The organism is Mesorhizobium sp. B1-1-5, assembly GCF_006443065.1.
Taxonomy (GTDB): domain Bacteria; phylum Pseudomonadota; class Alphaproteobacteria; order Rhizobiales; family Rhizobiaceae; genus Mesorhizobium.
On sequence record NZ_VFWS01000001.1, the window covers coordinates 175,588 to 195,567 of the forward strand.

Sequence of the window (19,980 nt, forward strand, 5' to 3'; positions counted from 1 at the left end):
GGAAGTCGGATTTATGAGCGAGCACAAGCCGAAGCGTCCCGTCGAGCGTTGCCCGTCCCACCCGGGAGCTCTGCTTGAGGACATCATCCCGGCGACTGGAAAGACTAAGGTGGAGATCGCCCGGCTGCTCGGGATTTCGCGACAGCAGCTCTACGATATCACTCGCGAAAGGAAGCCGGTTTCGCCGGCCGTCGCGGCTCGGCTCGGAAAGATGTTCGGCGACGGCGCGGCGATCTGGCTTCGCATGCAGGCGGCTCATGATGCTTGGCATGCCGAACGGGACGTGGATGTCAGCGCTATCCCAACGCTGCACGCAGCGTAACAACGGTCCGCCGCTCAGCTGGATTGAGCACCGGCCGTCTAAACCGACGGTCGCGGGTTCGAATCCTGCCGGGATCGCCATTTTTTTGGGCGCGTTCCGGACACATAGGTTACGGTTTATACCGGAGACATGGATAACACTTTTGGCCCGAAGATCTGGTCGGCGCTTAAAAGTCTTCGGCTACCCTGCCGCTCGCGCCGCCAAGATATTTATTCCAGACGTAGTCGCGGATGAGTTTTCGATGGTCAGCTGTTCTGCGGTGATAGCTGGGTCGGTCAGGGTAGGATACGCCGGCAACATGGAAGAACGCTTCCTCGATGATCTCATGGTGCCCGACCGCCCCCGCCATCGTCATCGGGTTTTCCCGCGCGATGGCTACCGCAACGTCACTTGTTCTGTCCAAATGCGAGTAAAGGACGTTCCAGTTTGCGCCGCCAGTATCAAGCCCCTTGTTCAAGCGGGGTTCGAAGTTCAGCTTTCGTCCGGTCGTGGCGGAGAAGCGATAGAAGCAGAAGCCTGCCCATAAATTCCAGTGTCGATCGGTCGGCTTCGGCTCGTGGATATGATTTCGACCTGGAAGGAAGAGCTTGCCGTAGACAACCTTGCCTTTCATCTTGGCCGGGATGTCAAAAGGCACTACCGGGAAACAGTCATGATCAATGAAGCCGAATAACTCAGGCTCCAGGTGCCGTATGATGTTATGACAAGCCCAGTTTATCGCGGTTCCGTGCGATCTGGACAGATGTTTTTCCACCCGCATCGGCAGCGCCAAGTAAGGTACGCCTCTTACCTCACAGATGCTTTCTATTGCCTGTCTCGATGCCGGATCGGTCGAATTGTCGACAACGGCCAGGGTCATTCCCGGCGGGTGCATTTCCCATGCCTTGGCCAGCGCATCTATGACCCAGGGCGTATTGAACGCCACCGTAAAACAGACACGCGATGCACCAGTGGCTTTCAGGCGGTCTGCAAAAATGCGTCCGGCCGCTTTGCCCCGATGCTCGAAAGCCTTGTACACTAAGCCATTTCTGACTTCCTTCGCCGCGATGATTGCCGGCGCTCTGGTTATGATATCAACAATCTTCAGACCCATTTGGCCTGCATAACGTGACGTGAGGAGAAAGGGAAGTTCGCCCCCGATCCCTTGGCCCCTGGTATGGAAAGAGATCGAAGGCGCCGAGTCGGAGCGCTGAAATCAATGGCAGAACTGCTCGATCCGGCGAAACATTCCCCCCTGCCGTCAGTTCTCATAGCCAGTTTAGAGTGACCACCTGTCTCGCTGGCGCCATAGGTCCATGGGAGTTCGCCATAGGCGATACCAGCCGGCTCTTCTTATTTGCTCGGCAATTGGAGCGTCGCTGTACATCTTGAAGAACTGCAGCACGCGCGGGCTGGCGAAAGCCTTTTTGCCGCGTGTGTTGTAGTCGCTGACCGGGAGGCGGTGTCGGCTCAGAGTCAAGCCATTTCGAGAGAGCGCGACCCCGATGCAAAACTGCTCCGGTGCGTCCGTATTGGTCAATTCGCGTACGGCCAACATCGCGGAATAGGCCTCGGTCAATGCACCGGCATTGGCTCGATGAATGCCGAGGATTCCGCTTTGCCACATCGGTTCGCGGCCTGTCAGGGTGTAGTCTCCGATTTTGACGCCTTTGCCTGTGAGAACCGGGTAAAGCCGATGCTCGCCCTCACACTTACGCATGAAAGAACGTGTCGGAGAAATCTGTCGGAACCCTCTGGATGGATCGACATAAGCATAATGGTCCGAGTCCATGAAGATCAGGCGGTCCGCTCGCTTCAGGATCTCGATCAGGAAAGCAGCCTTGATGCCGAAATGATAGCGCCAGCCGAAAGACATCAACTCTTTCTGGTCGGCGGTTATAGCGATCGTCTCAACGGGGTATGGGCGAAAGAGTTCGGGCCTGTCGGTTGCGACGATTATCCTGGCGCCTGGGCAATTGTGCAGAAGCTTAAGCGCGCTGAGCAGCGCGCCGAAGTGATAAACCTCGTTATCGCCATAGGCGATATAGCCAAAAACGTCGTTCATTCGATCTATGGGAGATGTGTCTGAGACGCTCCCCTCTACCAACAGAGGCAACCTCAATCCACTCGAAATTTCCCCAATGTCGTTGCGCGGATAACAGGTTTTCGGTGGATCGCTCCCTTGCGCCGACCGAAGTTCCCGGTTGATGGTTCGGCCGGTCCGAGACTATGTCGCAGAAGTATTGGGGAGGGATCTGGATGTCGGCGCTTTCCAAATGGCTAAGGGACATGCGCTCCGGATTGCCGGAGCATGTGACCGTTGGCCGCCATACCTACGGCGTGACATGGCGAAAAGTCTTGGCCCCCTTGAAGGATGCTCCGTTGCAAGTCGGCGCCTTCTGCTCGGTTGCCGGTCGTGTGGTTTTCATCTGCTCTGGCCAGCATCCGACCGAGAGCGCAACCTCATTTCCAATCTACAGCCGGTTGCTGAATCAGCCGGAGCCAACCGCAAAAGGCGGCAAGCCGGCCGGCATCACCGTTGGCAATGACGTCTGGATCGGCAATGGTGCAATGATCCTGCCGGGCGTGGAGGTCGGCGATGGCGCGGTCGTCGGCGCCGGTGCCGTCGTGACCAAACATGTGCCGCCTTATGCCGTCGTCGGCGGGTCTCCAGCCCGACTGATCAGATATCGGTTCCCCGAGGAGACCATAGCGAAGCTGCTGGCAATCCAGTGGTGGCGCTGGGACGACGATAAGGTCAGGCGCGAGGCGGCCTCGCTCACCGGCCCGATTGAGACTTTCGTCGAGAAGCATTTTGTGGCAGGCACCGCAACGAGATGACGGCTAGCGGTTAGCGGAAAATGAAATCGTGTTTCTTCCTGGCGACCGATGGCAACTACTTTCCATATGCCTGCCTGACAGCGCGCCGGATAATTGATGTCTCCACGCCCATCGACGGCTTTCTGCTCTACACCGGCGCAAGCGAAACGGACTTTGAGGTCGCCCGTCATCTGCTTAAGGGCAAGGTCGAACTGGTCGATGTCACGGATTTCATGACCAATTTCGGCTTTCGCTTTGGAACACACAGCATTGCCGCTTACGTTCGGCTTTTCGCCGACCAGTTTCCGGTTTTCGAGCCGTATGATCGCATCGCATACGCGGATTGCGATGTTCTCTTCAACAGAGATATCAATGACTTGGCCGGGCAGCGGCTGCACGCGCCGCTGCTCGCCGCGCATGACGACTACATGTATTTCAGGCCTTCATACCGGCAAAAGCTCAAGCTGGCGCCCGGAGCGCCGTATTTTAATTCCGGTGTCGTCGTCTTCGACATGAACGCCGTCCGGGAGAACGCCCTGCTGGAGCAGACGCGAAAGACCGCCATTCATGGCCAGATGAACGATCAAAATGCCCTGAACGTCGTCTTCGAGGGCAAATGGCAAACGATGCACCCCAACTGGAATCTGCAATCGCTTGGAGCGAGAGAATTTCGCTTCTCGCAGGCCTGGGCCAGGCATTTCGCGGGCGGCAAGCCGTGGGGCAATCAGGTCGGCGTCGAACTCGAAGCTCTCAGGATATGGCGCGACCTGGCAAAGGACACGCCCTGGCGCAAGCCGTTCGAGCAGCGCATACCCTTCGAACGCGGCGTGATGAAGCGCATCATCCGGCGCTTCGACGCTGTTGCCGGTCTTTTCGGCAAGGACGTGCAGCGCCGCCGGGCCAGATATGACGGCACGAAGATGCATCGGCTCTACGCCCGGCAGGCGGATGAAGGAGCGATGGCGGTCCAGTTTCCGGAAGTGCTTGGCGATTTCGCCTGATCAGGCGCGCAAGCCTGGTTTGCGCCCGCCGCTATGGAACCGATCGTTTACCGGCGCTCGCGTTGCGGCTCCGACTCGCCAAAATGGAACGGCCTGAACCCGTCAGGCAGCCCCGAAGCCCGCGGCCGGCGTTTCTCACGTGTCTCACGGGATGCGTGGTGTCCTGCAGTATGCGTCGGTCGTCGCTTCGCCCGCTTCGAAAACAAAAGCCCGCCGCGGCAATGGGAAACCGCAACGGGCTTGGCAACGCCCCTGATAGGACGCCAATGGAAATCGAGGCTACGCCAGCAGGCCGGCGACCTTGGCCGCCTTGCGCAGTGTCTTGCGGGCTTCCACCGGGCTGCGCAGCCCGTCGAGCGCATCGCGGCAGACACGGCTTGCCGAGCGCCAGGCGCCGCCGCGCGCCGGCCCCGGCCAGCGCTGGTCGAGGCATTCCATCGCCTCGAAACAGCTTGATACCTTGCGCTGGCCGTTTGGCTGGAAATCGATCACGACTGGTTCGGAAAACCAGACATCGTTCATCACTTCCTCCGTTCTTGTGATTGTCTTTAGAGCAAGCAATCGGCGCCGGATGGGCGCCCGATGCAGGTCCGCGGGGCGATGCGGAACCCGCGCGTTAACCAACCACCGCGCATTAGGTTCCGAAGAATCTTAAGGTAGCGACAGGCCGCGTTCGGACCGGCTCATGGGCACCGGCTGGCGCGCGATCCGGGCCGCTAAATCGCGCGACCAAAGGGCCTTGGAACGCTCTATTCCACCAGCACATGCGCCTCGCGCGCGGCGACGATAAAAGCCTCCCTGGCGTTGTCCGCCGCGATGTCGCCGCGGATCGCCCGGCGGCAGGCGCGCAGCGCCGCGCCATGCAGCGCGCTGCCGGCATCGCGCCATTGGCCGGTCAGCAGTTCGACGGCTTGCTCCGCGTTGGATATATGCCGGATAGAGCCGGAAACGCCGACGGCGACTTCGACCGGCCTGGAAAACCATCCCTGGATCATCGCGAAAGCTCTCCCGAAATATGTCGGAACACGAAATTTTGCCGCGTGGTTCCGATCCGGAACGTCAACTTAACGTGAAGCCGTCTCACGAAGGTGGCGCACGCTGCTCATCTGCCAAGCGGCCGCCGCGAAAGCTCCATCAATTCCGCCTCGTCGGTGATGCCCGCCATGTAATTGGCGATGATGCGCGAAGCGCGCGCTTCCTTCTGTTCGGCGGTCTCGCCCTCGATATTGCCGTTCGCGTAGACACGGCCAAGCATGGCCGTCTCGTCGGGGGTGAATGTGTTGCGCACAGCGGTCATGGCTTCCTCCTATAGCCCGGCCCCTCTCTGCCCCGGCTAACATATTAGCATGCTTCAAGATCGGGAGTGAGTCGCCGGTACATCGCCGCAGGCCTCGTTGGTAAGCCGCCTCGGCCGGCCTGCTTTCTCGGCTGCGGCTGACCGCTGTTTTTGCCCGCCTCGTTATATTCTTGCCGAATGAGCGCTGCGCTGATACGCATTAGCAGCACGGAATTTTTCCGAGTCTGCATTGACTTGCGTCGAGAAAAGCGCCGTGCGTTCTGTCCGAGACCAGCAACCCCGACGTGGTGGCAACCGGGTTACGAAGGGGTTCTGGTCGAAAAGAAGCAGGGCAGGTCCCGTCCAAATCGGGGCAGGCCCGTCAACGCTCTGGAACTCCGAAGCCATTGCCCCCATGGCCTTCGGAAGAGCATGAACCATGGGGAAATCGATGGTCACCAAGAAACTTACCGCCAACGCAGAAAGCGCGGCAGCCTTTCTTGCGGTGATGGGCAACGAGAAGCGTCTGCTCATCATGAACTACCTCGCTGAGGGCGAACTCTCGGTCGGCGTGCTCGCCGACAAGGTCGAACTCAGCCAGTCGGCGCTGTCGCAACACCTGGCCAAACTGCGCAGGTTTGGCCTTGTCGAAACCCGCCGCGATCGTCAGATGGTCTATTATTCCTGCAAGTCTTCGGCAGCGCGCGAGCTCCTGGCGCTGCTCGATGGCCTGCTGACCATGGACAAGCCGCTTGCCGGACCGGCAAGGCAGGCGTTTGTCGAGAGAATGCGACGGCCGCAAGCCGCCTGAACAGACTGGCACGCACGGACGAGGCCGGGGGGCCTTCGTCCGGCGCGGCGCTTCCATGGCGCAGACTGCGTGCAAGCGGCCGCGTCGTGACCCGCCCACGTTTCCTTGAACCGCTCCTGCCATACCGCTCGCCGGGCGGTTCATCACGTTTGTTTGAGAGGCGACGCTTGGAAGCCCGGTTTTCGCTGCAAGCCCCTGATAGTAAATGATTTTGAGTATGCGCGGGGGCCTGGATCAGCCGAAGATTACAGATTTGTAAGTCGCCTGGTCGGGCGCTGTTGGCTAAATTTCGAGTCGATCCACACCCCCGGATCATGATGGCGCCGAGCTTCCACTTCGGCTCCGTAGGAGGCTCGCCACTCCGGCGGGCCTCTTGCACTTCGGGATGACGACGTGGCTTGCCGCCCGCCGAAGCATCGCTCTAGCGTGCGCCGCGTTGCCTTGTGACGACGCTGCGCACGGCGAGCACCAGCACGGTGATGATGATCAGGATCACCGAGAGCGCGGCGATCGCCGGGTCGATGTTATCACGCAGGCCCATCCACATTAGGCGCGGCAGGGTGATGGCGTTGACCGAGGTGATGAACAGCGTCACGCCGATCTCCTCCCAGGAGAGCACGAAAGACAGCAGCGCCGCGGTGACAATGCCAAACTTGATGTTGGGCATGATGACGCGCGTCGCGCGCTCCCACACGCTGGCGCCGAGCCCGCGCGCGGCAAGGTCGATGCGCCGGTCGAGCTGGCTGAGCGACACGAGGATGAGCACCGTGGCGAAAGGCACGGTCATCACCGAATGCGCCATGGCGACGCCCAGCCAGGTATCATACCCGAAGAAGGAGGTGATGCCGGAAACCGAGGTGAGCAGGAAATAGAGCGTCACCGCCGAGACCACCGGCGGCACTACCATCGGCAACAGCACGAAGCCGACAAGAGCGGCGGTGAAGCGCGGCTGGAACATCCACACACCGAGGCTGAAGGTGAGCGCCAGTGCCGTCGAGAGAACGCTGCTGACGATGCCGATCCTGAGCGACAGCAGGATCGAGTCCAACCAGCGTGGATCCTCGATCAGCGAACGGTAGTGGCGCAGCGACAATTCACCCGCCGGCATGGTCAGCATCCGGCTCGGCGTCAGCGACACCGGGATGACGGCAAGCAGCGGCATCAGCAGGAAGAGCGCCACCAGCACGGCGAGGAGCAGCGAGACGGGGCCGGGGCGGTAGGTCGGCATCTTGGCTACACCAATTGCTTCGGTTTGACGTAGCGGAACAGCAGCGCCATCAGCGCGCCGACGAACACCACCAGCACGACGCTGATCGCCGCGCCCAGCCCCCAGTCAGGGCTCTGGAAGATGCGCAGATAAATCAGCTCCGCGATCATCACGCTGCGGCCGCCACCGAGGATTGCCGGCGTGACGAAGAAGCCCAGCGAGAAGACGAAGGTGATCAGCGCCGAGCCGATGATGCCGGAGCGCGTCATCGGCACGAACACCGTCCAGAATGTGCGCATGCGGCTGGAGCCAAGGCCGCGCGCCGCAAGCAGCACGCGCTCGTCCAGGCTGCGCATTGCGGATGCCAGCGGGAACACCGCGAAGGGGATGAGAAAATGCGACATGCCGACGATGACGCCGAATTCATTGCGTACCAAGGTCAGCGGCTCCGAGATGAAGCCGATCGATTGCAGCCAGGTGTTGATCAGGCCGCGATTGGAGAGCAACGCCACCCAGCCGAAGGCGCGCGTCAGCACCGAGATCCAGAACGGCACCAGGATGCAGAACTCGGCAAGCACGCGCTGCGCCGGACTGCCGCGCACCCACACCACGGTGATGGCATAGGCTGCGGTCACCGAGACCACGGTGACGATCGCCGCGATGCGCAGCGTGCGGATGAACACCGACTGCACAAGGTCGTCGGTGAGCAAGGCGTGGTACTGGCCGAGGCCTGGCGTTGGGAGGGTAAAACTCCACTTCACCACGCCGAGGAAGGGCCAGGCATAGGCAAGGATCAAAAACAGGAGCAGCGGCGCCATCAACAGCGCCGCGCCCATCCTGTCGGAGAGGGGGCCTCTCATCGGTCAGAAAATCTCGGCCCGATCAGGCCGAGATGATCTTGGTGTATTCGTCGAGCGCGGCGCCGTAATTCTTGGCGTACCAATCCATGTCGAGCGGGATCTGCTTCTTCATGTTGTCCGGATCGACCGGGTTGATGCGCTTCTTGTCGGCCGGGATCAGCGCATCGGCCGCCGGATTGGCCGGGCCCTGTCCAAGCTTGTCGAACATCACCAGCTCCTTCTGCGGATCCTGGGTGCTGGCGATGAACTTCATCGCCGCGTCCTTGCCGCCGGGATTGTTCTTCAGCACCGCCAGTGCCCCGGGCGAGATCAGGCCCTGGTCCCAGATGAACTTGATCTGGCCGCCGGAGTCCTGCTCGATCAGCGAGGCGCGGGTCGACCACACGATTGCCATCGAGGCCTCGCCGTTGAGCAGCACGCTCTGGCTTTCGGCGCCGCCGCCCCAATAGGAGACGACGTTTTCCTTGAAGGCGGCGATTTTGTCATGCGCGCGCTTCAGATCGAGCGGATAGAGCGAGGCGGGTGCCACACCGTCTGCCAGCAGCGCCACTTCCCAGCTCGACACGCCCCATTTGTAAAGCGAGCGCTTGCCGGGGAATTTCTTGACGTCGAAGAAATCGGCCATGCCGGTCGGCACGTTGGAGCCGAATTTCTGCGAGTCGTAGGCGATCACATAGGAGAAGAAATAGGTAGAGGCGGCATATTCCCAGCCGAAGCCCGGCCGCATCTTGCTCTTGTCGACGACCTTGTAGTCGATCGGCTCGAGCATGCCCTGGCCGCCGAGCGTGATGGCCGAGAACGGATCGACGTCGACCAGGTCCCAGGTCGGCGCGCCGCTCTTGTACTGCGCGGCGATAGCACCTTCGGTCGGGCCGGAACCGTCCATCTTGACAGGGATGCCGGTGTCCTTGGTGAAGGGCTGGCCATAAGCGGCGTCGTAAGCCGTGATGGCGTCGCCGCCCCAGTTTACCAGCACCAACCCTTTGGTCTCGGCAAATGCGCCGGTCGAGCGCAAAAGCATCGGCGTGCCGGCGAGCACGAGGCCCGCAAGCTGTGCGAACTGGCGGCGCGAGATCTCGCCGCGCCTGGTCCGCTCGGCGAGGGATTCGATGGCCTGTTTCCGAGTCTTGTTGTTCATATCGTCGTTCATGTCAGTTCCCCTTGTTGTCGTTGATTTTGAACCGGAAGCCGGGCGGCGAATTAAGGCCGCGGCGGCGCTCTCTATTGTCCTCCGTCCGGAAGGAGGAAACCCTTCTCCGCCGGCCAGGTCAGCCAGACGGAATTGCCCTTGCTCAGCGCAGCGGCCGCGACCTCGTTCGGCACCGAGACGGTGACCTTGGCGCCCTGGCGCGTGGTGAGGTCGAGCTTGGTCGCGGCGCCGAGATAAGTCGAGGCGACGGCCGTCGCAGCAATGCCGTTTTGGTTGGCGAACGCTTCCGGCGCGATCGACATGTCCTCGGGGCGGATGGCGAGGATGGCGTCGCCTTTGATCGCCACGGCCTTGCATCGCATGTTGACCGCGCGGTCCTCGCAGAGCCCGGTCGCGCCATTGTCGGCGGGACGCACGCCCTTCACCGGCAGCATGTTGATCTCGCCCAGGAACTCGGCGACGAACCGGTTGGTCGGCCGGTTATAGACCTCGTCGGGCCTGCCGACCTGCAACAGCTTGCCGTGGTTGAAGATGGCGACGCGCGACGACAGCGCCAGCGCCTCGCTCTGGTCGTGCGTAACGAAGACGAAGGTGGTGCCGGTCTCCTGGTGCAGCCGCTTCATCTCGGCCTGCATCTGGCCGCGCAGGCTCTTGTCCAGCGCCGAGAACGGCTCGTCGAGCAACAGCACGCCCGGCTCGAACACCAGCGCGCGGGCCAGCGCTACGCGCTGCTGCTGGCCACCGGAAAGCTGCGCCGGCAGCTTCTTCTCGTGGCCATTGAGACCGACGCGTTCGATCATCTCGCCGACACGGTTTTTGATCTCGGAAGCGGATTTCTTGCGCACCTTGAGCGGGAAGGCGATGTTCTGCTCCACGCTCATATGCGGAAACAAAGCGTAGCCCTGGAACACCATGCCGGCGGCGCGCTGCTCGGCCGGCCGGTTGGTGATATCTACGCCGTCGCTGAAAAGCTTGCCTTCGCTCGGCTGCACGAAGCCGGCGAGGATCATCAGGAAGGTGGTCTTGCCGGAGCCGGAAGGCCCAAGCAGCGTCAGGAACTCGCCGCGGCCGATATCGAGCGTCAGATTATCCAGCGCCCGGAACGAGCCGAAGCTCTTGCCGATCCCGTTCGCCTTGATCTCTGCGGCCCGGCCGGGTTGCTGCATCCTGCCTCTTTCCTCACGGTCGATCAAATCGTAGGCACGGCTGCGGCTCACCGCAACCGAATAGTTTTCGCCCGATCGGCAAATTTGATTCACGGGTGGCGAGGGTTGGTGGGCGGCCGGAGCGTTTATGAGCGTTCGACGTGCTCACGAACGTTCGCGATTAGCCAAAGCGTGCGTGCCGTCGTCATTCCAGGGCGGAGCAAGGAGCGAAGCGACGCGCGCAGACCCTGGAATCCATACCGTTACCTACGAGCGTCGCAACGGTCCAGAATTCTCACCCGCCGCACCCTTGGGCCAACGCCACGGCATGGATCCTCGGGTCAAGCCCTGGGACAAGCCCGAGGATGACGACCGGAGAGGGCGGTGGCTCTCAATCCGCCTAAAGCCTGTTCTCCGACAGCTTCGCCCGCAGCCAGTCGCTGAAGGCATTGAGCACCGGATGCCCGGCCTTCGCATGCTCGAAGACCAGGAAATAGGCGCGCGGCGAGGGCACGGTTGCTTCGAATGGCTTGACCAGCCGGCCCTCGCTCAGCGCCCGGCGTCCGGTCAGTTCGTCGCCGAGCGCGATTCCCTGGCCGGCGATCGCCGCCGAAAAGACGAGGTTCATGTCGGAAAAGAAGATGCCGCCCTCGGTATCGGGATTTTCCACCTTGGACAGCGCCAGCCAGCGCGCCCAGTCCTCGGTGTCGCTGAGATGGAGCAGGTTGGCGCGCAGCACGTCGGCTGGTTTGGAAAATCCGCCGACTTTGTTGAGCAGCGTCGGGCTGCAGAGCGGCGTGAAGGAGACTTCGCACAGCAGTTCCACCGCCCGGTTTGGCCAGTTGCCGACGCCGAAGGCGATAAAGGCGTCGGCCTCCGCATTGCTGACATCGTCGAGCCGCCGTGGCGTCAGCACGGAGAGCGCGACGTCCGGATACATCTGCTGGAACTCGCCGATATGGGTGCACAGGAACATCGAGGCGAAGCCCGGCGGACAGGAGATGGCGAAGGAGCCGCCGACGCCGGCGCCGCCGCCCTGCGTCACCGCATCACCGAGCACGGTCAGCGCCTTCCTGACGTCGGCCGCGTAGCGCTGGCCGCGCGGCGTCAGCGCCACGCCCTTGCCGATGCGCTGCAGGAGATCGAAGCCGAGGTCGCGCTCGAGCAGCCGCAATTGATGCGAGACGGCGCTGCGGGTGAGGTGGAGTTCGTCGGCCGCGCGCCAGACGCTGCCGTGGCGGGCGAAGCTGTCGAGGGCGCGCAGCGCCTGCGTGGAAGGTATTCGCAAGAGACCTCAGGTGAACCGAATTTGCACGAGCCGGGAAAACATATCACTTTTTGATGCGCCGCTTCACTGCTTTCTTTAAGGCATGGAGGAACCGGTGACGACTTCAGCGCAAGAAACCGCGCTTGCCTGCATCGACAGCATCCAGCCGCTGCTCTCGGCCTGGACACGCACCATCTTCGATTTCGGCGAGACAGCCTGGCGCGAGTACCAGTCGGCCGCCTGGTATGTGGAGCGGCTCAAGCGCGAGGGCTTCTCGGTCGAGGAAGGCTCGGGCGGCATGCCCACGGCCTTCTGCGCCCATTGGACGAATGGCGACGGCCCGGTGATCGGCATGTATGGCGAATACGACGCCGTGCCCGGCAATTGCCAGGATGCAGCGACGGTGAAGCGCGTGCGGCCGGGTCTCGGCGTCGAGGCGGGTGGCCACACCGATCCGCATTCGGGCCTTGGCATCGGCAGCCTCGGCGGGCTTTTGGCCACCAAGGCGGCGATGCTGGAGCACGGCATCAAGGGCACGCTACGCTTCACCGGCGAGCCGGCCGAGAAGGTGCGGGGCTCCAAGCCTATCCATGCGGCCAAGGGCTATTATGACGGCCTTGCCGGCATGATCTCTTTCCATCCCTTCTACATGCTGCCGCTCTGCAACACCGCGCGCTGGGACACGCATTGCGGAGCCGCCTATGCGATGATCTACCGCTTCATCTGCGACGAACCGGAGAACTGGGTTCGCGCCAGCGACGCAGCACCCATCCCGCAGGCGCATTCGGCGGTCAGGGCGCCCGGCGCCAACGACGCGCTGATGATGATGTACATGACCTCCAAGGCGCTGCGCGATTCCATGCTCACGCATCAAGGCGGCTGGTCGATCAGCGAGGCGATCCTGACCGCGGGGCAGGCGACCGCCGACAACCTCCCGGCCGGCCTTGCCGAAATCCAGTACATGATCCGCGTGCCGACCATTGCCATGGCCGAGCAGGTGACCGCCGTTCTCGACCGCAATGCCGAAGCCGCGGCGACGATGAGCGGCTGCCGCCATGAGCGCCACTGGGTGTCGAAGTCGCGTCCGGGGCTGGCCAATCACGCCATGGCCGGCATCACCTATCAGGCGCTGTCGACCGTCGGCGCGCCGCGCTGGAACGAAGAGGCGAGGGCGATCGCCCGCGAGGTCCAGGTCAATGCCGGCGGCGAGGCGACCGAGAACCCGTTCATCGACGAGCTGGAGCGGCTGATTTCGCCGCAAGAGGCCGAAGCAATCCTGCGCCGCGACCTGCCGCCATCGCAGGTGAATTCCACTTCCGACGATTACACCGATATGAGCTGGCACGCGCCGACATCGCGCTTCTACGTTGCACGCCCAGCGCTGCGCGCGGTCACGGGCCATACTTATCCGTCCTGGGCGATGAACGCGCTGGGCGGCATTCCGGCGACCATCGACCCTATGGTAACCTGCGCCGCGAAGACGGTCGCGCTGACGGCGCTGCGCCTGCTCGAGGACAAGGCCGCGCGCGACGCCGCCATGGACGAGTTCGTCAGGCGGACCGGCGGCGGCGTCGGCGGCTCAAACTGGATCGCGCCGCTCTGCGACTACGAACCGCCGATCAACTTCCGCTGGCCGGAATATGTCACCACGCCGCGTGGGCGCGACTGGTGGATCCCGGCCGCCTCCACCGCATGAACGACCAACGACAATCCATCCCGAGGAGAACACCATGACCGTCCATGACCGCATCGTCGCCGAGCCGTTCTCGCTGCAGCGCCGGAATCCCAATGGCGGCACCAAGCCGCTGACCGCCTGGGGCTTTGCCAACGAAACCGACGTGCTGACCGACGTGCTGCTCGGCTCGCCCAATTTCCTGCGCCACCTGTCGACCAGCTCGCTGTCGCGAAAACATCTGCGCGAGGCGCCCTGCAACGTCCAGATCGCGCAGGCGCAGCATAAGGATCTTGTCGCGGCCTATGAGCATTTCGGCGTCAACATCCACTGGCACGAGCCGACGCCGGAGCTGCCGATGCAGGTCTATTCGCGCGACTCCAGCGTCATGACGCCCTACGGCGCCTTCATCACCGCCATGGCCAATTGGTGGCGGCGCGGCGAAAACTACGCCGCCATCCGCACCTATGAAAAGCTCGGCATTCCGATCTACGACATGGTGACCGCCGGCACCTTCGAGGGCGGCGATTTCAACGTCATCGAGGAGGGCGTGGTGCTGATCGGCTGCGGCGGTGCCCGCACGCAGGAAGAGGGCGCGCGCCAGGTGCAGGCCTGGTTCGACAAGGAAGGCTGGGAGACGCGGCTTGCCTTCATCGACGAATATTATGTCCACATCGACCTGATGGTGGTGCCGATCGCCGAGAAGCTCACCGCCGTCTGCCTCGCCTGCACCGAGCCAGGCATCGTCGATTGGCTGAAGGGCAAGGGCCACGAGATCATCGACGTGCCCTTCCAGGACACGATGGCGCTCGGTTGCAACTTCATGTCGCTCGGCAAGGATAGGGTGATCGCGCCGACGTCGAGCAAGACGCTGATCGAGAAGCTGAAGGCACAGGGCTTCGAGGTCGCGGCCGTCGACATGAGCGAGATCTCCAAGACCGGCGGCGGCATCCACTGCATGGCGCAGGCGCTGAAGCGCGTGCCGGCATAACGGACTCTCGAAGTTCGGCAATCGCCACGAAGAATGTCTATCCCTTTGGCCGATAGGCCAGAGGGATATGACCGCGCGCGGCCTGTCAGGAGATTTCGACGCTCCGGTTCCGACCAATTCGATCCTGGGCTAGGCTCAGGCCAGCCGAAACAGGATTGCTGCAACAACGATGATCGTCCAGGCCTGCATCAACGGCGCCCGAGCCGCCGACTTCCACCCCGCATTGCCGCTCGATGCCGACGCGATGGCGCGCGACGCCGCAGCCTCGATCGCGGCGGGCGCAGCCGAGCTGCATGTGCACGCGCGCGGCACCGATGGCCGGGAGAGCCTTGCGCCGGAGGCGATGGACAAGACGGTCGCAGCACTGCGACGCGCCTGTCCGGGCACGCTGATCGGCGTCTCCACCGGCGCCTGGATCGAGAAGGACGATCTGCGCACGCTGGTCGCCATTTCCGGCTGGCGCGAGCTGCCCGACTATGCCTCGGTCAATCTCAGCGAGACGCCGGCGCCCGTCGTCATGGAAAGCCTGCGCCAGCGCGGCATCGGCATCGAAGCGGGGCTCGCTTCCATTGCTGACGCCGAGCGCCTGGTCGGCCTCGACCATGGCGGCCGGGTGCTGCGCGTGCTGGTCGAGATTTCCGAGCAGGCGATTGATGAAGCCTTTGCCGTGGCGGACGGCATCGAGACGGTGCTGGAACGCGCCGACATCCGCCGCTCCATCCTGCTGCACGGCGAGAACGCCACGGTCTGGCCTTTCGTGGAAAGGGCGGCTGCGCGGAAGTTGTCGACACGGGTCGGGCTGGAGGACGGCAAGGAATTGCCGGATGGAAGCGTGGCGGATGGCAACGCCGCGCTGGTGGCTGCGGCGGTGGCGATTTATCGCTCTCGATAAAACATGGCTAGGCTGGCGGGACAGCGCCCCCCTCTGTCCTGCCGGACATCTCCCCCACAAGGGGAGATTGGCAGCTTCGCGGCTGCGCTTCTTTAGACGCCAACAATAGGCGAAAGCCGGCGCGACATCGATCTCCCCCCTTGTGGGGGAGATGTCCGGCAGGACAGAGGGGGGCGCCGTAGAACGCCACGCTTCCCTGCGTCGAGCGAAACCTCACTGCGTGTCCGCGTGCGCCCTCAACTCGGCGCGCTTCTCATCCGACACCACGGCGAGGTCCAGCACCTTCTGCAGGCCCGCCGCGTGGCGGAAGGTCGGCTCGGTTTGCACGCCGCCCTTCACCGCCTCGACGAAGCGCTGATAGTTGGTTGGCACCGTGCCGGCATCGAGCTCTTCCCATTTGGCGTTCTCGACATTTTCGCCGACGCAGGCCTTCAGCATCGAGCCGTCGAGATTGTGCACCACCTCGATACCGCCCTTGTCGCCATGGATGCGCAGGCGCAACTCGTTGATGTGGCCGGTGGCCCAGCGGCTGGCATGCACCACGCCGAAGGCGCCGTTGGAAAAATCGAGCGTCATGGCGAAACTGTCGTTGGCGTCGAGCTCGTACTCGCCGATGCGGTTGCCCGGCGCCTTGTCGAAGGTGCGCAGCCGGCAGTAGACATGATCGATGCCGAGCGCGGCGCCATAGCTGGCGAAATCGAGGATGTGGATGCCGACATCGCCGAGCACGCCGTTCGAGCCATGGCCGCGCGACAGCCGCCATAGCCATTTCGGGTCGGTGCGCCAGTCGCCCCAGAATTTCGACACCAGCCAGCTCTGCAGGTAGGACGCCTCGACATGGCGCACCATGCCGATCTCGCCGGCCTGCACCATCTGGCGCGCCTTCTGCAGCGCGGCGACATTCCGATAGGTGAGGTTGACCATGTTGACGATGCCGGCGGCTTCCGCGGCATCGGCCATTTCGTTGGCCTTGCCGAAATTTTCCGCCAGCGGCTTCTCGCACAGCACCGGTTTGCCGGCGGCGACCAGCGCCATGGTGGTCGGATGATGGATGCGGTCCGGCGTGACATTGGCGACCGCGTCGAAATCGCCCCAGTCGAGCGCCGCCTCCAGCGAGGTGAAGCGCTTCGGGATCTTGTAGGCGTCGGCATATTCGCCGACGCGGGCCGCATCGACATCGACGGCGCCGACGATCTCGACGCCCTCGATCGCGCCGAAGCGGCGGGCATGTTCCTGCGCCATCCAGCCGGTACCGAGTATCAAAAGCCGCATTTTCTGTCCCTTTGAGCGATTTGGTTCGATTCAATAACAGGGCGAATGTGACCCGGCCGCTGTTTCCGCGCAATCCCAAGCGAAGCGGAGAGGCGCTTTTTTTAGCGGAAGCCGGCCTCGCCATGCGCATGCAGCTTGGGCCCGCGCTCCTCGATCGGCTCCAGCGCCTTCTCGACCGGCACGTTCGGCGCATCGAGGATGGCGGGCTTCGATCCCTGCGGGTTGTGCGCCCACTTCACCGCATTGCACAGCACCTTCTGCACGGTGGCGTCGTGATAGGTCGGATAGGTTTCGTGTCCGGGGCGGAAGTAGAAGACATTGCCGGCGCCGCGCCGGTACGTCAGGCCCGAGCGGAACACCTCGCCACCTTGGAACCAGGAGATGAAGACGGTTTCCAACGGCTCGGGCACGGCGAACTGCTCGCCATACATCTCCTCGTTCTCGAGCTCGAAGAACTCGCCGATGCCGTCGGCGATCGGGTGGCTGGGGCTCGTTACCCAGAGCCGCTCGCGCTCGCCGGCCTCGCGCCATTTCAGCGTGCAGGGCGTGCCCATCAGCCGCCTGAAGATCTTCGAGAAATGGCCGGAATGCAGCACGATCAGCCCCATGCCTTCGAAGACGCGCTTCGCAACGCGCTCGACCACTTCGTCGGCCACCGCGCCGTGGTCCTTGTGGCCCCACCAGACCAGCACGTCGGTTTCGGCCAGGCGGGATTGCGGCAGGCCGTGCTCCGGCTGCTCCAGCGTCGCGGTCGAGGCGGAGATTGCCTTGTCAGCGGAGAGCGCCTTGGCGATGGTCGCGTGCATGCCTTCCGGATAGATGGAGGCCACCACCTCATTGGTCCGCTCATGGATGTTCTCGCCCCAGACGACAGCGCGAATTGTCATGGATAACCTCGTGTGTGATTGGGAGCCGCCCCGACGTTCATACATAAAGGCTTTGGACTGTATTGGAAGGTGCTTTGCGGTGGCGAATTCTCGACTTCGTCATCTGCGGGTCTTCACTCCGCTGCGCGTCGCTCCGCCCTAGAATGACGAACTTACGAAGCCGATTGGCAAGCTTCCTTTCCCGTGCGCAATATTAGCCATGGGCGAAGTGCTTGTAGGCGCAGCGATCTTTGCTTGTCTGGCGGGGGCCTCGCTGGTCAGCCTGATGGTGCACGAGCGTTTCCCTGCTCACCACCTTCAGGACGACACCAGCGCGGTGGTGCGGCTTGCCGCGAACCTGTTCGTGGTGATGTCGTCGCTGATGCTCGGCCTGATGATCAATTCAGCCAAGAACACATTCGAGGCCATCAACGGCAACGTCCACACCTTCGCCACCGATCTCATCCTGCTTGATCGAACGCTGCGGCATTACGGACCGCAAGCGGACAGCGCCCGGCAATCGCTGACCGATACGTCCAGCGCGTCGTCGACACCTCTGCCGCCGACAGCGACACGACCGTCGTCCCGAACAGGCTGGCGGAACTGCTGCTCAACCAGGTCGGCGACATCCTGGCGGGATTGACGCCGGCGGATGCCAGGCAGACCGCCGCACAACAGGCCGCTACACAGCAACTGCAAAAGCTGATCGAGCAGCGCTGGATACTGGCCGAACAGTCCGAGGGCGCCATACCCACGCCGCTGATCGTTCTGCTCGTCGCCTGGCTGACGTTGATCTTCGCCAGCTTCGGCTTCCGGGCGCCGCGCAACGGCACCGTCGTCTTCACCTGCCTCGTTTCCGGGGCGCTGGTCGCCGCGGCGGTCTATCTGATCGTCGACATGGACAGCCCGTTCTCAGGCCCGATCCAGGTCTCGCCGGCGCCCCTACAAAGGGCGCTGGCTGAACTGACGACGCAATGAGTTCACCGGCTGGACCGGCCCAGCAATTCAATCAGCAACCTTGCCGCCGCCCCGGCGCCGTCGGTGCGGATCATGCCGGCGATAGCGCTCGCGCGGGCGCCGGTCTCGGGTGCCAGCGCAGTCTCCAACGCCCTCGACAATGACTGCGCCGTCGGCACCGGACCGTCATGCGCGGCGCCGATGCCGAGCTCGGCCACCCGTCGTGCCCAATAGGGCTGGTCGCCGATCTGCGGCACGATCACCTGCGGCGCTCCCGCCCGCGCGGCGGCAACGGTCGTGCCGGCGCCGCCGTGATGGATGACGGCGGCGACGCGGCCGAACAGCGCCTGCTGGTTGATCTCGCCGACGGCGAAGCAGTCGTCGCCATCGTCGATGATGCCCAACTCTGCCCAGCCATGCGCGAGCACCGTACGGAGGCCCTTGGTGCGGATCGCTTCGATGGCGGCGGCCCCGGCATCCCTGGCGACCGCGATCGAACCGAAGCCGACATAGACCGGCCGCGGGCCGGCATCGAGGAAGGCTTTGAGCCCGTCGGGGAGGGGCCGCTCGTCCGGCAGGATGAAGGCGCCGGTCTGCACAGCGTCGATCAGGTCCGAGCCCAGCCATGGTCCCAGCGTCGGGTCGCAGGCGAGCAGCACCCTATCGCCGTAGACATAGTCCCGAACATTTTGCACCGGAGACAACCCCAGCGACGCGCGATGGCCGTTGATCGCCTCGCCGAAGAGGGCGTTCTTGGTCTGGATGTCCATCTCCCACAGGAGCCGGTTGTCCGTCACGCCGGCCGGCAGCGGATGGCTCGGATATTCATGCGGCCGGTTGTGCGGCGACGGCAGCCAGATGGGGCAGAATGTGCCCAACATGTAGCGCATGCCCCGCTGCTCCGCGACCAGCCGCGCGGCGGCGCAGGATGGAAAGAGGCCGAACGCCACCACGGCGTTGCAGCCTTCGGCGGCCGCGCTCAGCGCCTCATATTGCCTGGCGACGATCTCGGCCGCCTGGCCGGAAATGAGTCTGGCCCGGTCCTCGGGCGACGCCGATCGCGACCGGTTGATCATTTCCTTCGCCCATTCGCGCACCGGCGCGAAGGCCGGGGCCAGCGGCACGCCGGCGCGGGCCAGAAGGGCGCCAAACTCCTTGTCGCCAGGCGCGCTCACCCTGGCCTCGACGCCATGCGCCTGCAACGCCGCGCCCAGCGCCGCCAAAGGCTCGACGTCGCCGCGCGAGCCGTAAGTCGATAACAAGATACGCATTCCATGCTCCGTTGTCGTTTTTCGGAGCAGCGTTGATACGCCATGGCCGGGGGCTTGCCGCAAGCCCGGGCTGCGCCATATCTACCTTCTGGGAAGGGTCGTTGTTGCGTCCTCGTCGCTATCGAAGCGGCGACGACATGCCAAGCATCCGCGCGTCGGCGCGAAGCCCTTCGGATCGGCAAGTGGGGATCGGCAAGTGCCGGCGACAAGCTCGCCGGCCG

General features: G+C 63.4%; 21 protein-coding genes and 1 pseudogene. 9 read left to right on the top strand and 13 right to left on the bottom strand.

The genetic code is table 11. From position 1 onward, the window contains the following. Window positions 1-13 precede the first annotated feature (13 nt). On the top strand, window positions 14-322 hold the full coding sequence (locus FJ980_RS00905) for a HigA family addiction module antitoxin (RefSeq protein WP_140541083.1): 309 nt from the start codon (window positions 14-16) through the stop codon (window positions 320-322). A 166-nt stretch (window positions 323-488) separates the two neighbouring features. Here FJ980_RS00905 and FJ980_RS00910 read toward each other — a convergent pair whose 3' ends face one another. Together FJ980_RS00910 and FJ980_RS00915 are read right to left on the bottom strand one after the other, a co-directional pair. Continuing rightward, the gene (locus FJ980_RS00910; RefSeq protein WP_140541084.1) at window positions 489-1,415 is read right to left on the bottom strand and encodes a hypothetical protein; all 927 of its coding nucleotides are present in this window, start codon (window positions 1,413-1,415) and stop codon (window positions 489-491) included. Window positions 1,416-1,580: 165 nt separating this feature from the next. Further along, window positions 1,581-2,366 (bottom strand): hypothetical protein, encoded by a 786-nt coding sequence (locus FJ980_RS00915; RefSeq protein ID WP_140541085.1) that lies wholly within the window; start codon window positions 2,364-2,366, stop codon window positions 1,581-1,583. Window positions 2,367-2,824: 458 nt separating this feature from the next. Here FJ980_RS00915 and FJ980_RS35900 point away from each other — a divergent pair. Together FJ980_RS35900 and FJ980_RS00925 are read left to right on the top strand one after the other, a co-directional pair. Next, window positions 2,825-3,052: pseudogene (locus FJ980_RS35900) on the top strand (DapH/DapD/GlmU-related protein); the annotation flags it as partial. Window positions 3,053-3,162: 110 nt separating this feature from the next. Further along, window positions 3,163-4,122 carry a glycosyltransferase gene (locus tag FJ980_RS00925; protein WP_140541086.1) on the top strand — a complete coding sequence of 320 codons (960 nt, stop codon included), beginning with the start codon at window positions 3,163-3,165 and terminating at the stop codon, window positions 4,120-4,122. A gap of 279 nt (window positions 4,123-4,401) precedes the next feature. Here FJ980_RS00925 and FJ980_RS00930 read toward each other — a convergent pair whose 3' ends face one another. From FJ980_RS00930 to FJ980_RS00940, 3 genes are all read right to left on the bottom strand, one after another. Beyond that, entirely contained in the window at window positions 4,402-4,644 is a 243-nt protein-coding gene (locus FJ980_RS00930; protein WP_095767102.1) for a DUF982 domain-containing protein, read from the bottom strand. A 227-nt stretch (window positions 4,645-4,871) separates the two neighbouring features. Then, window positions 4,872-5,117, bottom strand: a complete 246-nt coding sequence (locus FJ980_RS00935; RefSeq protein ID WP_095767103.1) for a DUF982 domain-containing protein — start codon at window positions 5,115-5,117, stop codon at window positions 4,872-4,874. Window positions 5,118-5,224: 107 nt separating this feature from the next. Next, window positions 5,225-5,419: a hypothetical protein gene (locus FJ980_RS00940; protein ID WP_140541087.1), complete on the bottom strand. Its 195-nt coding sequence runs from the start codon at window positions 5,417-5,419 to the stop codon at window positions 5,225-5,227. Window positions 5,420-5,849: 430 nt separating this feature from the next. On the opposite strand from FJ980_RS00940, the gene FJ980_RS00945 reads away from it, so the two are divergent. Then, the gene (locus tag FJ980_RS00945; RefSeq protein WP_140541088.1) at window positions 5,850-6,209 is read left to right on the top strand and encodes a metalloregulator ArsR/SmtB family transcription factor; all 360 of its coding nucleotides are present in this window, start codon (window positions 5,850-5,852) and stop codon (window positions 6,207-6,209) included. Between the two features lie 421 nt (window positions 6,210-6,630). On the opposite strand, the gene FJ980_RS00950 is transcribed toward FJ980_RS00945, so the two are convergent. From FJ980_RS00950 to FJ980_RS00970, 5 genes are all read right to left on the bottom strand, one after another. After that, window positions 6,631-7,437 (bottom strand): ABC transporter permease, encoded by an 807-nt coding sequence (locus tag FJ980_RS00950; RefSeq protein ID WP_140541089.1) that lies wholly within the window; start codon window positions 7,435-7,437, stop codon window positions 6,631-6,633. Between the two features lie 5 nt (window positions 7,438-7,442). Continuing rightward, a complete protein-coding gene (locus FJ980_RS00955) occupies window positions 7,443-8,276 on the bottom strand; it encodes an ABC transporter permease (protein WP_140541090.1) in 834 nt (277 codons plus the stop codon). Window positions 8,277-8,298: 22 nt separating this feature from the next. Further along, window positions 8,299-9,414: an ABC transporter substrate-binding protein gene (locus FJ980_RS00960; protein ID WP_140541127.1), complete on the bottom strand. Its 1,116-nt coding sequence runs from the start codon at window positions 9,412-9,414 to the stop codon at window positions 8,299-8,301. An 83-nt stretch (window positions 9,415-9,497) separates the two neighbouring features. Then, the gene (locus tag FJ980_RS00965; RefSeq protein WP_140541091.1) at window positions 9,498-10,592 is read right to left on the bottom strand and encodes an ABC transporter ATP-binding protein; all 1,095 of its coding nucleotides are present in this window, start codon (window positions 10,590-10,592) and stop codon (window positions 9,498-9,500) included. A 379-nt stretch (window positions 10,593-10,971) separates the two neighbouring features. Beyond that, window positions 10,972-11,859 carry a LysR substrate-binding domain-containing protein gene (locus FJ980_RS00970; protein WP_140541092.1) on the bottom strand — a complete coding sequence of 296 codons (888 nt, stop codon included), beginning with the start codon at window positions 11,857-11,859 and terminating at the stop codon, window positions 10,972-10,974. Window positions 11,860-11,941: 82 nt separating this feature from the next. Here FJ980_RS00970 and FJ980_RS00975 point away from each other — a divergent pair, with 82 nt between their 5' ends. The 3 genes from FJ980_RS00975 (at window position 11,942) to FJ980_RS00985 (ending at window position 15,393) form a co-directional block, all read left to right on the top strand. After that, window positions 11,942-13,534, top strand: a complete 1,593-nt coding sequence (locus FJ980_RS00975) for an amidohydrolase (RefSeq protein WP_181181065.1) — start codon at window positions 11,942-11,944, stop codon at window positions 13,532-13,534. Between the two features lie 34 nt (window positions 13,535-13,568). Next, entirely contained in the window at window positions 13,569-14,501 is a 933-nt protein-coding gene (locus FJ980_RS00980) for a dimethylarginine dimethylaminohydrolase family protein (RefSeq protein WP_140541094.1), read from the top strand. A gap of 169 nt (window positions 14,502-14,670) precedes the next feature. Beyond that, window positions 14,671-15,393, top strand: coding sequence for a 3-keto-5-aminohexanoate cleavage protein (locus FJ980_RS00985; protein ID WP_140541095.1), 723 nt, complete (start codon window positions 14,671-14,673; stop codon window positions 15,391-15,393). Window positions 15,394-15,606: 213 nt separating this feature from the next. On the opposite strand, the gene FJ980_RS00990 is transcribed toward FJ980_RS00985, so the two are convergent. Beyond that, window positions 15,607-16,665: a Gfo/Idh/MocA family oxidoreductase gene (locus FJ980_RS00990; RefSeq protein ID WP_140541096.1), complete on the bottom strand. Its 1,059-nt coding sequence runs from the start codon at window positions 16,663-16,665 to the stop codon at window positions 15,607-15,609. A 101-nt stretch (window positions 16,666-16,766) separates the two neighbouring features. Beyond that, window positions 16,767-17,552 (bottom strand): ThuA domain-containing protein, encoded by a 786-nt coding sequence (locus tag FJ980_RS00995; RefSeq protein ID WP_140541097.1) that lies wholly within the window; start codon window positions 17,550-17,552, stop codon window positions 16,767-16,769. A 199-nt stretch (window positions 17,553-17,751) separates the two neighbouring features. Between FJ980_RS00995 and FJ980_RS35905 the strand changes: the two genes are divergently transcribed. Both FJ980_RS35905 and FJ980_RS35910 read left to right on the top strand, forming a co-directional pair. Next, entirely contained in the window at window positions 17,752-18,174 is a 423-nt protein-coding gene (locus FJ980_RS35905) for a hypothetical protein (protein ID WP_348640639.1), read from the top strand. Next, window positions 18,171-18,509, top strand: coding sequence for a hypothetical protein (locus FJ980_RS35910; RefSeq protein WP_348640640.1), 339 nt, complete (start codon window positions 18,171-18,173; stop codon window positions 18,507-18,509). The genes FJ980_RS35905 and FJ980_RS35910 overlap by 4 nt, the downstream gene beginning before the upstream one ends. Before the next feature lie 2 nt (window positions 18,510-18,511). Here the strand turns inward: FJ980_RS35910 and FJ980_RS01005 are convergent, their stop codons facing one another. Beyond that, complete coding sequence (locus FJ980_RS01005) at window positions 18,512-19,759, bottom strand: glycosyltransferase (RefSeq protein ID WP_140541098.1); 1,248 nt, start codon at window positions 19,757-19,759, stop codon at window positions 18,512-18,514. Window positions 19,760-19,980: the final 221 nt, after the last annotated feature.

Excerpts from the sequence above, each read along its gene's own strand:
- FJ980_RS00940 (WP_140541087.1), bottom strand. The coding sequence starts at position 5,419 with ATGACCGCTGTGCGCAACACATTCACCCCCGACGAGACGGCCATGCTT.
- FJ980_RS00965 (WP_140541091.1), bottom strand. The coding sequence starts at position 10,592 with ATGCAGCAACCCGGCCGGGCCGCAGAGATCAAGGCGAACGGGATCGGC.
- FJ980_RS00925 (WP_140541086.1), top strand. The coding sequence starts at position 3,163 with ATGAAATCGTGTTTCTTCCTGGCGACCGATGGCAACTACTTTCCATAT.
- FJ980_RS00935 (WP_095767103.1), bottom strand. The coding sequence starts at position 5,117 with ATGATCCAGGGATGGTTTTCCAGGCCGGTCGAAGTCGCCGTCGGCGTT.
- FJ980_RS00960 (WP_140541127.1), bottom strand. The coding sequence starts at position 9,414 with ATGAACAACAAGACTCGGAAACAGGCCATCGAATCCCTCGCCGAGCGG.
- FJ980_RS00995 (WP_140541097.1), bottom strand. The coding sequence starts at position 17,552 with ATGACAATTCGCGCTGTCGTCTGGGGCGAGAACATCCATGAGCGGACC.
- FJ980_RS35905 (WP_348640639.1), top strand. The coding sequence starts at position 17,752 with ATGGGCGAAGTGCTTGTAGGCGCAGCGATCTTTGCTTGTCTGGCGGGG.
- FJ980_RS00905 (WP_140541083.1), top strand. The coding sequence starts at position 14 with ATGAGCGAGCACAAGCCGAAGCGTCCCGTCGAGCGTTGCCCGTCCCAC.
- FJ980_RS00985 (WP_140541095.1), top strand. The coding sequence starts at position 14,671 with ATGATCGTCCAGGCCTGCATCAACGGCGCCCGAGCCGCCGACTTCCAC.
- FJ980_RS00950 (WP_140541089.1), bottom strand. The coding sequence starts at position 7,437 with ATGCCGACCTACCGCCCCGGCCCCGTCTCGCTGCTCCTCGCCGTGCTG.
- FJ980_RS00975 (WP_181181065.1), top strand. The coding sequence starts at position 11,942 with ATGGAGGAACCGGTGACGACTTCAGCGCAAGAAACCGCGCTTGCCTGC.
- FJ980_RS00910 (WP_140541084.1), bottom strand. The coding sequence starts at position 1,415 with ATGGGTCTGAAGATTGTTGATATCATAACCAGAGCGCCGGCAATCATC.
- FJ980_RS00930 (WP_095767102.1), bottom strand. The coding sequence starts at position 4,644 with ATGAACGATGTCTGGTTTTCCGAACCAGTCGTGATCGATTTCCAGCCA.
- FJ980_RS00915 (WP_140541085.1), bottom strand. The coding sequence starts at position 2,366 with ATGAACGACGTTTTTGGCTATATCGCCTATGGCGATAACGAGGTTTAT.
- FJ980_RS00990 (WP_140541096.1), bottom strand. The coding sequence starts at position 16,665 with ATGCGGCTTTTGATACTCGGTACCGGCTGGATGGCGCAGGAACATGCC.
- FJ980_RS00980 (WP_140541094.1), top strand. The coding sequence starts at position 13,569 with ATGACCGTCCATGACCGCATCGTCGCCGAGCCGTTCTCGCTGCAGCGC.
- FJ980_RS01005 (WP_140541098.1), bottom strand. The coding sequence starts at position 19,759 with ATGCGTATCTTGTTATCGACTTACGGCTCGCGCGGCGACGTCGAGCCT.
- FJ980_RS00955 (WP_140541090.1), bottom strand. The coding sequence starts at position 8,276 with ATGAGAGGCCCCCTCTCCGACAGGATGGGCGCGGCGCTGTTGATGGCG.
- FJ980_RS00945 (WP_140541088.1), top strand. The coding sequence starts at position 5,850 with ATGGTCACCAAGAAACTTACCGCCAACGCAGAAAGCGCGGCAGCCTTT.